Genomic DNA, 12,513 nt, shown 5'->3' with positions numbered 1-12,513 from the left:
TGTATTATTTTCATCTTTAACATATATATCTAATCTAATACCTTTACTTTCTAAAAGTAAATCTATAGTCTTTTGATTTTCAGGCATTTCTATCTTTTCAATTTCAATCTCTAAAAGTTTCTCTAAAAACTCTTTACAGATTTCTTTATCACTCATTACTTTCGCAAATAGGAAATCATCTTCTAAATTTAATTCTTTTAATGTTTTACTCATTATTATTTCCTTTATTCTTAAATCAATTTATATTTATTTAAGTTCTTACTACTATTATATTAAAATATTATTATAATCTCAACGAGAAACTCCTATTTATCGCTCATAATATATTAAAATCTATTGCATAACTTATAAATAATGCAACCTAACAAACAACCAATGAACGAAAAACTTACTGGTATTATAAGAACTAATGCCAATAGTTGACTTTCAGCAATTACACTTGGAGAGTTTGTCCAAAAAAGATTAAGATATAAAACAAAGTAAAATAAAAAACCAGCAATGGTAACTCCCATAGGCATCCACTTAATCCAATACTTTTTTACTTTACTTAAAAGTTAATAAATCAGTTGCAACAAAATGAAGATGTTCAACATTATAATCCAACATTAATTTATCTATTTCCTCTTTCCTATACATCTCAAAGAGCAATGATGGATTTGATAAACATTTAAATGTATTGCTATCAACAATCCCCCTCTCAATGCCTTCAACAATATTACCTTTTTGAAAACCCCAATTTTAAACAATTATTCACACAAAAAAATATCAATAAATATCCATTTAAATTTTGGTATTAAACTATTAACCCTAATCATACTTCCTATCTTTCCTATGCTATATAATTATTAGTATATTTTAGACATATAATACTCATCTATATATTTACCATTCATAAATATAGCATTTCGCTTAGTACCTTCAACCTCAAAACCACTTTTCTCATATAATTGTTTTGCCATACTATTTGGACACATTACTGTTAACTCTAATCTTGAAATATTATTTTCTTTTGCCCATAAATCTAAATCGCAAAATAACTTTTTACCAATCCCTTTCCCTCTAAACTTCTCTCTAATTCCTACAACAATATATGCTGTATGCTTAATTTTCCTTAGAATTCCTCTCTGTGCAGATAAAAACCCTATAATATTATCATCTTCAGTTGCAATTAAAAGTAAATTGTCTCCATTGATTGACTGATTAATCATAGCTTTTACTCTATTAATATCATTAGGTCTTTCATCTGCTTCAAATAACATATACTCTGTTTCTTTATCCAATTCTAATAACATTTTTAACATATTATCAGCATCATTAATTTCACATCTACGAATATTCATTTGCTCTTCCCCCAATTTTTATATTTTTGTTATTATACCATATTATTCTATTTTAAATAAATATATCAAGTTGTTATTTTACAATAGTTTAATTAAACTTAATTACTTTATATAAATAAAAAAACTCCTACATATATTAATATAAGTAAGAGTCTTAATCCCTTATAACCTTATTTCTATTTACATTCTATTTATTAGTATCTTTTTTTCATTAGAAATTTCTTTTATACTATATACTAATACTGCTAAAAATATGGAAGCTATCAATAAAAGCCATGAATTAATATTGCTATAATATAAGATAAAGAAGATTGCAACAATACTTATAAAAGATGTTATGTATAAACATACTTGTTTATTCATTATTCATTTCACCTACTTTCTCTAATTAATTCCCACATAAAAATTCAACTTTATTCAATAAAAGACTGAAAATACCCCTTTGTACTTCTAGACTTTTCTTAACATTAGTTTAAGGTTGTTTATTTAATCTACTGAATAACTTGCAAAGATTCTTCCTCAAATCTAACTGATAAATAGGAATTTACTTATTCATTTATTTTTGCTTTTTTTCTTTTCTTCTAAAGTTATCATCGCATTTCCTGCAATGATAAATCCCATAATACAAATAGCACTTCCCCCTACTGTAATTGTAGTATTTATGAAACCTGTAAATATATTAATTACTGTTGCGATAATTCCACAAATACAAAATATTAATATAACTTTAGATAATACACTATAACTTTTCACTCTCAAGTCCCCTTTAAAATTGGAATTTATCCCTACTAATATATTAAAATTTTATATTACTCTGTTGAAAGCAAATAAAAATCTACACTCTCACTATCCTTACTATTGCTACTATAAAGACTCTTAGATACATCATCAAAAGTTAATGTATTATCATTTGCTAATATTATTAATGTTGTTTCTTTTTTAGAGTTAGGCATTATTCCACTTAACTCCAATTTATATTTATAGCTCTTTCCTTCTGGGTCTAAATATTTAGAATTATTTGTTATATTATTACAGCCTATAAGTATAACTATTAAAGTTATACTACACAATATAATAGATAATTGTTTTATAAAAATCACTCCATTCCTAAAACTTATATTTATACAATTATAACATATTTTACAAATTAAATGCTGTTCAATTTGTAGTCTGAAAAAATCTCAAAATACTCACATAATTTTTGAGTTATAACAAAAAAACACTGTATATTTATCTAAATAACACAGTATTTTTAGTAATTTAATATTTAATTTTATCTTCATAATATATTAAGATTATATTTATTTTGTAACCTTATAAATTATAATTAGAAATAATAAACTCCAACATTTCCTTAATATCATTGAACTCTTTGCCATAATTTAAATTTGGTCTTTTAACAACAATTAACTTTACATTATTTAATAATGCACTATCAACTTTTTCCTTCATACCACCCTTTTCACCACTATCTTTTGTAATCAATGCTTTTATCTTATATTCCTTAATTATTCCATTATTAATATCAATTCCAAATGGCCCCTTAATTGCTATAATATTATCTATTGAAATTCCATTATCTAAAAGCTTACTTATTACATTAGGTGATGGTAATATTCTATGTATAACTCTATTTTCTATATTTAAAGAATCTATCTTTAAAGCATTATTACTACCTGTAGTATTTAATATATCTCCCTCTATACTATCTAATACCTTTTCTAAATCTTCATATTTATCTATAAAAATTATATTTTCATTGTCTTTTAACTCTGTAAAGTAACTTTTTCTTTCATATCTTATATAGTCAATATTCATTTTCTCACAAACATTAATTACTGTTTTACTTACTTCACTAGCATAAGGATGAGATGCATCTACAAAAACTTTAATTCCAAAATCTTTAATTAACTCTTCAAACTGCTCCTCATTAAGAGGTTTATAATTAAAATATTTTGCTTTAAAATCCTTATAAATTTCATATCCATACTGAGTCGCTGTAGACACAACAATTTCATCAGTATATTCATTTATACCAGCTAAAATTTCTCTTCCTTCACCAGTTCCAAGAACAAAACCAATCATTAATTTTACCTCCATAATTAATAATGGCAAGTTAATTTAACTTACCATTATTATTGCTACACGTCATATCCTCTAGGTGTAATAAACTTTCCACTTTTAATAAAACTTTGAGAATTACCTACAATAACTATAGAAAACATATCAACTACTTCTTCATCAAAATTTTCTAAGGTAAATAATTTATACTCTTGTCCATCCCTTAATGCATGTCTTACTACAGCAACTGGAGTATTTAGCTCTCTATATTCCTTAATTATTTCAATTGCCTCTCTTAAATAATGTGGTCTTCCTTTACTTCTTGGATTATATAAAGAAATTATCATATCTGCATCTGCTGCATTTCTTACTCTTTTCTTTATTAAATCATAAGGAGTCATTAAATCACTTAAACTTATATTACAGTTATCGTGCATTAATGGTGCTCCAATTACTGAACCAGCTGCACTTGATGCTGTAACCCCTGGTATAATTTCAACACTTTCATCTTCTTGCATTTGAAGAATAAGACCTGCCATTCCATAAATTCCTGAATCACCAGTGCTTATTAAAGCAACAGTATTATTTTCCTTAGATAATTCTAAGGCTTTTCTACATCTTGCCTCTTCTCCCCTCATTCCAGTTGAAAAAAGTTCTTTATCTTCTACAAGTGGCTTTATCATATCAATATACTTATTATATCCAACAACAATATTACATTCATCTATTGCTTCTTTTGCCCTTAGTGTCATATGCTCTAATCCACCTGATCCTATTCCTATAACATATAATTTTCCCATTTTACTCTCCTTAATTTAGCTCCCCAATAGCTAATGTCATTCCATCTTTTTTTATTTTCTTAAAGATTATATCTCCCCCAGCTAACTCAATAACTGGTTCGCTTACAGCTGAAACTCCTGTTGATTTTTTTACAAATTCACTGCCTTCGTACTTATGCTCAACTGTTGATATTTCTGCCGCTGAAAAAAATGTAAGATCACAATTTAAATTTACCGCTAAATCTAAAATTGCTTTCTCATCACTTTTTATATTAATAGAAGCAATTCTATCTATAGCTCTTATATCAATATTTTTTTCTCTTAAAGTTTCACTTATAAAGTTAAACAACTTCATACTATCAGTATATCTTCTACATCCAATACCTAAAATAATATCTTTTCTAATTAATTTAAGTATAGTTCTATCCTGGTACTCATCTAAATAATTTACTACATTATTTTCTTCATCTTTTAATTTTCTTGAAGCCTTATGTGTAACCCACAGAGTATTTCCCTGTATCTCCTCTGTCTCTATGTATCCCTTAGGACATTTAATTATTTTTTTATCGTCATTGAAATAAACACTTTCTCCATTAACTAGCCTTCCTGCAATAATTTTAGCTATATTTAAATCATCTATAATAAGGTCATTATTCATTGCAATTACATCTGGAGCTAGAATATCCATATTATCTGTTGCTGTAGTTATTACTGGAGTATTGCCTAGTACTTCAGAAACCTTTAAAGTTAATTTATTTGCACCACCTAAGTGCCCTGAAACTAAACTTATAGAAAATTTATTACAAACATCCACTACTACAACTGCTGGGTCTGTAGCCTTGCTTATTAAATATTTACCTATTGCCCTAACTGCAATTCCTGTTGAACTTATAAATATTATAGAATCATACTTTTCAAAGCATATACTCATTATATTGTTTAACTTAAAATCTTTAATTTGAGATTTTAAATATAAATCTCCACCAAGCTCTTTTTCTATCCTTCGTGCTAAAACATCACCTTTTTCAGTAACACTTATAATGCAAATCATAATTATTTCTTAGCCTCTCTATACATATGAGTAAAAGTTTTATCATATAAAAGACTCTTATCATAATCACAATCTATAAAGTCCCCAACTAATATTTGAGCACACTTTGTAATACCAGCTTCTTTAACTTTATCTGCAATATCATCTAGTGTTCCAATAATACTTCTTTCATTATCCCAAGTTGCTCTTTCTACTACTGCTATTGGAACATTTCTTCCATAACCAGCTCTAAGCTTTGCTACTACTTTATCAATCATAGAAATTGATAAAAATATAGCCATTGATGCTCCTACTTGTGCAAGTTTTTCTAAATCCTCAGTTTCTGGTACTGGAGTTCTTCCTTCAACTCTTGTTAAGATTACTGTTTGAGTTACTGATGGAAGTGTAAACTCCTTTTTTATTGCAGAAGCTGCTGCAACAAAAGAACTTACTCCTGGTACTACTTCATACTCAATATCTAGTTTATCTAGCTCATCCATTTGCTCTTTTATTGCTCCATATATTGATGGATCACCTGTATGAAGTCTTACTATAATCTTATCTTTATTTTCATTCATAACTTCAATGACCTCTTCCAAAGTCATTTTAGCTGAATTATATATTAATACACCTTCTTTACAATAATCCATATGCTCCTTAGCAACTAAAGAACCAGCATATATAACTACATCTGCCTTTTCTAGTATGTTTCTTCCTTTAACAGTTATTAAATCAACATCTCCAGGTCCTGCTCCTATAAAATAAACCATAATTCTCTACTCCCTACTTGCTAATATTAATGACATATAATCTCTTGATTTTTTAATTTCATCTTTATCTGTTAATATAAGTTGTCCGTCTCTTCCAGCTCTACTTACATAAACATAATCGAAGCCTTTTTCCTCTAGGAAATCTACTACAGTTTCTTCATGCTTATAAACTTTCATTATTACAACATACTTTTCATCTTTTATATCTTTAACTCTTGTTGCTGGTAATATCATTAAAGGATTATCACCAACAACTAAAGTTCTATCTACTAAACTTGCAGCTGCACAGAAAGACGTAATTCCTGGTACTGTTTCTACATGAAATCCTCTTTCCTCCATATGCTTTAACATATGGATATAAGTACTATAAACATACGGATCCCCAATTGTAAGGAAAGATACATTTTTACCTTCCTTTAATTTTTCTTCTATAAACTCATATGCTTCCTTAGCTTTTTCAACTCTATTTTTCTTTCCCATAGGAAAATGTTTTATAACTACTTCTGTTCTATCTTTTATATATTCTTTAGCTGTTTCTAATGCAATACTCTCTCCACCTTCTAATGCACTAGGTGCAATTACAACATCACTATTTTCTATTGCTCTTACTGCCTTTACTGTTAGTAATTCTTTATCTCCTGGTCCTACACCTATTCCATATAATGTTGATTTCATATTATTTTACACTCCTTACGCATTGCACTATATATATTGGATTATTAGCTATCATCATATAACTTTGTCCTCTATTTTTACTTATATTTACTTGTGAAATATCTACTACATAATTTAACTTCTTAACTGTTTCAATTGCCTTATATGCATTATCTAAGGTTATAAAGTTCATGACTATAGTACCTTCATTTTGTAAAAGCTCATTAGAAAGCGAAATTATTTCCTCTAAGTTTCCACCTGAACCACCAATAAATATTGAATCAAATCTTTTATTTTCATCTTTATATTTTTTTAATATATCTAAGGCTTCACCTTCATCTAGTACAACATTATTACACTTAAACTTTTCCAAATTTTTCTTAGTTGTAATTATTGCTTCATTATCTCTTTCAATAGAATATACAATTCCCTTTCTTGAAATCTTAGATGCTTGTACTGTTATTGTTCCTGTTCCAGCCCCAATATCAAGTACTATAGAGCCTTCCTTCAAATTCATTTTCCATATACTTAAAGCTCTAATGTCTTCCTTAGTCATTGGACAATTTCCTCTTATGAATTCACTATCCTTAATTAAAATCATAAACCTATCCTAACCTTCTTTCTCTACAATTAATATTGCCATATCACTAACTTCTTCATTAATAAACTCTATTGGTTTACCTTGTAATATTCTTTCATTTTCATATGATAAATGTTCACCAATTATTACTGTACATTTAATATTATTTTCATTTAATAGCTTACATAAAAAAGCTGAATTATTTTTGTTGTCTGTAAGCCATATAGATAATTTATGTTCTTTAATCTTTTCTATAAAATCTTCATTTCTAGCATGTACACTACCTGTGAATGCATAACTCCAACTTTTATTAAGCTTAGCTGTTAAATATTGAAATGAGCTTATTCCAGGTATTACGACAATATTTCCCGGGTAATTGTTTTTTATATATTCACTTATGGCAAAAAAGGTCGGATCTCCTGATGCAACTAATGAAATAATATTTTCTTGTCCATTCTGTTGTATATAATCTAACGTTTCTCTTAAAGAGTTTATTACTATTTTATTAGTATCTATAAAATTTAAATCATTAATTAATCTTTTAAAACCAATAATAACATCGCTCTTTTTTAATATCTCTATTGCCTTTGGCAATATATAGTCTTTATTCCCAGGACCTAGCCCAACAATATAAAGCATAATTTACTCCTCTTATTTTTTAATTAAATTTACTTTTATTTAGTCTAAATTATTCCTTACTTATTTACATCTAATGAATTATACAAAATACTATAATCAGAAAAACCATAATACATTATTGCATCACATTTCATTTTTCCATAAGTATAAATTTTCATTCTTTCAATAATTTTATTTCCTATATTATTATAAAGCTCTTCATATCCATTGCCTAAAAATTTAACTGCACCTTCACTAGTTTTTTGCTCTAAAATATTTTTTAGAAGCTCTGTATCATAGCCTAAAAGTGCCAGCTCTAAAGCTATAACTTCGAGTCTTACATCATTTACTCTACTATGAGTATTAAAACATCCATAGGCAACCTTACTTAACTTTCCTATGTGTCCAACAAGAATAACTTCTTTTATATTCAATTCATCACAACATTCTAATGCAAACCCAACAAAATTTGAAATAATAACTATTTCATCTTCATTAAATCCTTTATCCCTAGCACATTTTTCTCCTATATTTCCAAAAGTCAGTACTAACTTATCCTTGCCTTTTCCCTTTTGATTTATTTCTATTCTTATGGATTCTTTTAATGCTTCTTCTGACATTGGCTTAACTATACCAGTGGTTCCAAGAATGGAAATTCCACCAACGATTCCAAGCCTTGGATTAAATGTTTTCTTTGCTATTTCTATACCTTGAGGCGCACTTATAGTTATTTTTATTCCATTTCCATTAGTAAAATTCCATTCTTCTCCTTTAACATATGGAAGATTTTCTTTTACTGCTTCTTCTATTGTTTTTCGTGGTGTTGGATTAATTGCATGAAGACCTTTTTTTATTGCTAATCCATCTTTTGTAATAACTCCAATTCCGTCTCCTCCAGTTAAAGTAAATCCACTATCTTGCTTTTCAACCCTTGCATATATCTCCATTCCATTAGTCATATCAGGATCATCTCCACCATCTTTAATTACAGAAACTATACAATAATCCTTACCTTTTTCTATGGAATTTATAGGTATTGATATTTCTATTCATTTAGGTGTCATTATTTCTACATTTTCTAAAATAATATCATTAAAAAGCATGATTGTTGCTGCTTTTGCAGCTGCAGTTGCACAAGATCCTGTAGTATATCCACATCTTAGCTTCTTACCACCACTCATAACATAAAGATCTAACATGCTTTTACCTCCTGTCATCTTATACACCTTCCATTAATTTCTCAAAGCTTTACTATCTTTCAACAACGTTATACATAAGTGCATTTACTATAGCTGCTGCAACAGTACTTCCACCTTTTCTTCCCTTAACTCTTATATATGGTATATTAAGTTCATCTAAATTTTCTTTACTTTCAGCTGCTCCAACAAAACCTACTGGCACTGCTATAATTAACTTTGGATTTGCTTTTCCACTTTTTATCAACTCTTTTAATTTAAATAAAGCAGTTGGTGCATTTCCAAATACAAAAATATCTACATTATCATTGCATGCTTTTTCTACTGCTGCCATAGAACGTGTTATTCCTTTTTCTTTTGCTTCTTTATGCACTTCTTCTAAATTTACATAACAAATAGCTCTTCCATTTAATTTAGATAAAGCCATTTTATTTATTCCTGATAAAGCCATATTAGTATCTGTATAAATTGTAAATGGCTCTTTAAAAATCTCTTTTGATACTTCTATAGCACCTTTACTTATTTCTACTAAATCTTTATATTCAAAATCTGCTGTAGTATGAATTGTTCTTTTTATTACTAAAAGCTCTTCCTTAGTAAAATTATGCTCTCCCATTTCACTTTCTATAATTTTCATACTAGTATTTTCTATTTCCATTGGATTTTTAATATAGTCCATAATTATTTTCTCCTTATTACTTTAATAATTTATCTAATTTTCATCTACTTTAATAACTCTTTAATGAATTCCAAGTTTCCAAAGAAATGTACATGTGGATATCCTGCCAATGTATTATTCTTCTTATATCCACATCTCCAATTAATTTTATCACCGGTATATGAAGTTTTAGTAACATCATACATTGTCTCTTCATTTAAGTTTACCTTGGACTTATGGAACTCATGACAATTAATTTCTATATTTTTAAATAATAATGTTGCATACCCAAATCTATTTAAACTTTTAGTCATTTCACTATTGCCATTTAAGAAGCCCACCATATTAACATTATCTATATTTCCTGTTAAATACATTAACCCTCCACATTCCGCATAACACCTTAATCCATTATCAAGTGCTTTTTTTATACTATTAAGCATTTCTGTATTATTACTTAATGTTTCTTTAAATACTTCTGGGTAACCCCCTCCTAAATATAGAAAATCAATATCTTCTGGTAAACTTATATCTCTAAGTGGGCTAAAATAAATAACTTCTCCAGCTTCCTCTAGTAGTTCTAAATTTTCTTTATAATAAAACCTAAATGCTTCATCAAATGCAACGGCTATTTTTTTATTACTCTTACTTAAATGATAATTATCTTCAAAACTACTTACTTCTTTAAAACTTTCAATAATTTTATCTAAATCTATATACTTTTCAATGATTTCTGATAAATAATCTATCTTTTTATTTAAGTTCCCAACTTCTACACTTTGAACTAATCCTAAATGTCTACTTTCAAGCTTTAGCTCATCATCTTTAGGTATGTATCTAAATACATTTAATCCACAATGTTTTTCTATTGCAGACTTCAATAGATTATAAAATCCCTCACTTATACAGTTTAAAACAACACCAACTATATTTGCATTTTTAAAACTCTTAATTCCATTAATTTCTGCACATAAAGTTACACTTTGTGCTTTAGGTGTTATAACTAATAATATAGGTGCATTATCTAAAACCTTAGAAACATTATATGTTGAACATGATTCATCAAGTCCTTTACCATCATATAGTCCCATAACACCTTCAACTACAGCTAAATCACCATTCCCTCTAGAAAAGCTAGCCTTAACTCCTTCTTCTCCCATTAAGTGCAAATCTAAATTTCTTGATACCTTGCCTGTTATTTCAGTATGAAATCCAGTATCAATATAATCAGGTCCTACTTTATACCCTTGTACATCATAACTTCTATTTTTTAATGCCTTCATTAATCCAAGAGTAAATGTAGTCTTTCCTCCTCCACTACAATTAGATGAAACTATCAATGTCTTCATATTACTCATCTCCTTAATTTTTCACCTTGATCCTATGACCTTTTTTAGTTTGTCCAACTCCAACATATCTATTATTAATAAGATCATCAATTCTATTTATATATAATTCATTAAACTTTTCATTTTCTCCAAGGCCTTTCAAATGTACATTTACTTTAATACCTTCTACTTCTAACATTGATTTTAAAGACTCTTCATCATCTGAAGCCATATCATTTCTAGCATGATCACCTGCTACTACCATTAATGGTGCAATAGTAACTTCACTAATATTCTTTCTTTTTAATCTGCTTATTACATTTTCAAAATTAGGATATCCTTCTACCGTTGTAACAAATACATTTTCATAGCCTTCATCTTCAAACACAGCTTGTAAGCATCCATATACTGAATTTGCATGATGAGCAGTTCCATGTCCCATTAATACTACAGCATTATTTTCTTCATATAGCTCTTTTGTTGCTTCAATAAATAATGAATAGTCTTGTGGTAATTCCTCAATTCCTTGATAATAAAAAATTGGTCTTCCTACCTTTAACACTTCAAACTTTTCCTTAAATAATTCTGCTATTTTATTTATATATATAAATTCTTCTCCCGGTATCATATGTAATGGTTGCATAATTACCTCTTCATAACCAGCATCATATAACTTCTCTAACATTTCCTCTGGTGTATCAACAAAAATCTCATACTTCTCCTTCAATTTCTTTATTATCATATGAGATGTAAAAGCTCTATAGATGTCATATTCACTAAACTTATCTCTTATTTGTTTTTCTGCCTTTTCAATTGTTTTCTCTAATGTATCTAAATAGCTCGTCCCAAAACTAACTACTAATATTGCCTTTTTCATTAAACAAACACTCCTATAAAATTATTTATAAAACAAAAAGCACCCTTCACTGGGTGCTTAAGATAACACAAATAAAAACTATATATCTAAATTGTTCGTTACAGCTTTAATTGCCGTGATTCCGAAAAAATGATTATATAATCTCCAGGAATGAATATAATTTCACTAAGAATTTATATTATTATTTCCATAAAATCTACTAAAGCTTCGAAGCTCCTAAACGTCGCCTCAGCTTCTTAACGTAGATTTTATTCCAATAATAATTAAATTCTAAAGCTCATTATATAATCTTCCTTCCTATAATATAATCATTTTTTTTCTCTATCACTGGCTTTCAAGCTAAAAATACAATTTATCGTGTCATCCTCCTAAAAGTTAACGACTTCTGCTATATTTTATATACCAAATTGTTAATTTTTAAATATATATTTTTTATATCTAAAATTATAAATATACAAATTAACTATCATATCAGGAAAAGTTGTAGCAGAAAACATTAACTATAAAGGTGGTGTTATAAGCAAACACATAGAAAAAGAAAAAATGAAATATTAATTTGGAGGGAACATTGAAATTGAGCCGTAGAATTTAATCTTTGTGGAATTGAACTTGCGTAAAGAAG

14 protein-coding genes and 2 pseudogenes are annotated in these 12,513 nt (G+C 27.8%); all 16 read right to left on the bottom strand.

The genetic code is table 11. From position 1 onward, the window contains the following. Positions 1–213, bottom strand: a pseudogene (locus tag Q0Y03_RS14150) (transposase); the annotation flags it as partial. 632 nt (positions 214–845) lie between these two features. Beyond that, positions 846–1,340, bottom strand: a complete 495-nt coding sequence (locus Q0Y03_RS14145) for a GNAT family N-acetyltransferase (protein WP_297714456.1) — start codon at positions 1,338–1,340, stop codon at positions 846–848. A gap of 180 nt (positions 1,341–1,520) precedes the next feature. Beyond that, complete coding sequence (locus tag Q0Y03_RS14140; RefSeq protein WP_297714455.1) at positions 1,521–1,703, bottom strand: hypothetical protein; 183 nt, start codon at positions 1,701–1,703, stop codon at positions 1,521–1,523. 189 nt (positions 1,704–1,892) lie between these two features. Then, on the bottom strand, positions 1,893–2,093 hold the full coding sequence (locus tag Q0Y03_RS14135) for a hypothetical protein (protein ID WP_297714454.1): 201 nt from the start codon (positions 2,091–2,093) through the stop codon (positions 1,893–1,895). A 56-nt stretch (positions 2,094–2,149) separates the two neighbouring features. Continuing rightward, positions 2,150–2,440 (bottom strand): hypothetical protein, encoded by a 291-nt coding sequence (locus Q0Y03_RS14130; protein ID WP_291679847.1) that lies wholly within the window; start codon positions 2,438–2,440, stop codon positions 2,150–2,152. A 214-nt stretch (positions 2,441–2,654) separates the two neighbouring features. Further along, complete coding sequence (locus Q0Y03_RS14125) at positions 2,655–3,425, bottom strand: cobalt-precorrin-6A reductase (protein WP_297714453.1); 771 nt, start codon at positions 3,423–3,425, stop codon at positions 2,655–2,657. 56 nt (positions 3,426–3,481) lie between these two features. Next, positions 3,482–4,201, bottom strand: coding sequence for a precorrin-3B C(17)-methyltransferase (gene cobJ, locus Q0Y03_RS14120; protein WP_297714452.1), 720 nt, complete (start codon positions 4,199–4,201; stop codon positions 3,482–3,484). 10 nt (positions 4,202–4,211) lie between these two features. Beyond that, on the bottom strand, positions 4,212–5,231 hold the full coding sequence (cbiG, locus tag Q0Y03_RS14115; protein ID WP_297714451.1) for a cobalt-precorrin 5A hydrolase: 1,020 nt from the start codon (positions 5,229–5,231) through the stop codon (positions 4,212–4,214). A 2-nt stretch (positions 5,232–5,233) separates the two neighbouring features. Continuing rightward, complete coding sequence (gene cobM, locus Q0Y03_RS14110) at positions 5,234–5,980, bottom strand: precorrin-4 C(11)-methyltransferase (protein ID WP_297714450.1); 747 nt, start codon at positions 5,978–5,980, stop codon at positions 5,234–5,236. 6 nt (positions 5,981–5,986) lie between these two features. Then, positions 5,987–6,655 (bottom strand): cobalt-factor II C(20)-methyltransferase, encoded by a 669-nt coding sequence (locus Q0Y03_RS14105; RefSeq protein ID WP_297714449.1) that lies wholly within the window; start codon positions 6,653–6,655, stop codon positions 5,987–5,989. A gap of 1 nt (position 6,656) precedes the next feature. After that, positions 6,657–7,235 carry a precorrin-6Y C5,15-methyltransferase (decarboxylating) subunit CbiT gene (gene cbiT, locus Q0Y03_RS14100; protein ID WP_297714448.1) on the bottom strand — a complete coding sequence of 193 codons (579 nt, stop codon included), beginning with the start codon at positions 7,233–7,235 and terminating at the stop codon, positions 6,657–6,659. Positions 7,236–7,244: 9 nt separating this feature from the next. Further along, a complete protein-coding gene (gene cbiE, locus Q0Y03_RS14095; RefSeq protein WP_297714447.1) occupies positions 7,245–7,853 on the bottom strand; it encodes a precorrin-6y C5,15-methyltransferase (decarboxylating) subunit CbiE in 609 nt (202 codons plus the stop codon). 56 nt (positions 7,854–7,909) lie between these two features. Further along, positions 7,910–9,031: pseudogene (gene cbiD / locus Q0Y03_RS14090) on the bottom strand (cobalt-precorrin-5B (C(1))-methyltransferase CbiD). Between the two features lie 52 nt (positions 9,032–9,083). After that, positions 9,084–9,707, bottom strand: coding sequence for a precorrin-8X methylmutase (locus tag Q0Y03_RS14085; protein ID WP_297714446.1), 624 nt, complete (start codon positions 9,705–9,707; stop codon positions 9,084–9,086). 44 nt (positions 9,708–9,751) lie between these two features. Next, positions 9,752–11,035 (bottom strand): cobyrinate a,c-diamide synthase, encoded by a 1,284-nt coding sequence (locus tag Q0Y03_RS14080; RefSeq protein ID WP_297714445.1) that lies wholly within the window; start codon positions 11,033–11,035, stop codon positions 9,752–9,754. 13 nt (positions 11,036–11,048) lie between these two features. Beyond that, positions 11,049–11,891 carry a sirohydrochlorin cobaltochelatase gene (locus Q0Y03_RS14075; RefSeq protein ID WP_297714444.1) on the bottom strand — a complete coding sequence of 281 codons (843 nt, stop codon included), beginning with the start codon at positions 11,889–11,891 and terminating at the stop codon, positions 11,049–11,051. Positions 11,892–12,513 lie beyond the last annotated feature (622 nt).

Origin of the sequence: Clostridium sp., assembly GCF_026168755.1 — a bacterium.
Taxonomy (GTDB): domain Bacteria; phylum Bacillota; class Clostridia; order Clostridiales; family Clostridiaceae; genus Clostridium.
This window is presented reverse-complemented; position numbering and strand designations above follow the sequence as displayed.

Bases quoted from the DNA above. Each gene is read 5' to 3' on its own strand.
- Q0Y03_RS14145 (WP_297714456.1), bottom strand. From the start codon at position 1,340: ATGAATATTCGTAGATGTGAAATTAATGATGCTGATAATATGTTAAAA.
- Q0Y03_RS14140 (WP_297714455.1), bottom strand. From the start codon at position 1,703: ATGAATAAACAAGTATGTTTATACATAACATCTTTTATAAGTATTGTT.
- Q0Y03_RS14125 (WP_297714453.1), bottom strand. From the start codon at position 3,425: ATGATTGGTTTTGTTCTTGGAACTGGTGAAGGAAGAGAAATTTTAGCT.
- cobJ (WP_297714452.1), bottom strand. From the start codon at position 4,201: ATGGGAAAATTATATGTTATAGGAATAGGATCAGGTGGATTAGAGCAT.
- cbiG (WP_297714451.1), bottom strand. From the start codon at position 5,231: ATGATTTGCATTATAAGTGTTACTGAAAAAGGTGATGTTTTAGCACGA.
- cobM (WP_297714450.1), bottom strand. From the start codon at position 5,980: ATGGTTTATTTTATAGGAGCAGGACCTGGAGATGTTGATTTAATAACT.
- Q0Y03_RS14105 (WP_297714449.1), bottom strand. From the start codon at position 6,655: ATGAAATCAACATTATATGGAATAGGTGTAGGACCAGGAGATAAAGAA.
- cbiT (WP_297714448.1), bottom strand. From the start codon at position 7,235: ATGATTTTAATTAAGGATAGTGAATTCATAAGAGGAAATTGTCCAATG.
- cbiE (WP_297714447.1), bottom strand. From the start codon at position 7,853: ATGCTTTATATTGTTGGGCTAGGTCCTGGGAATAAAGACTATATATTG.
- Q0Y03_RS14085 (WP_297714446.1), bottom strand. From the start codon at position 9,707: ATGGACTATATTAAAAATCCAATGGAAATAGAAAATACTAGTATGAAA.
- Q0Y03_RS14080 (WP_297714445.1), bottom strand. From the start codon at position 11,035: ATGAAGACATTGATAGTTTCATCTAATTGTAGTGGAGGAGGAAAGACT.
- Q0Y03_RS14075 (WP_297714444.1), bottom strand. From the start codon at position 11,891: ATGAAAAAGGCAATATTAGTAGTTAGTTTTGGGACGAGCTATTTAGAT.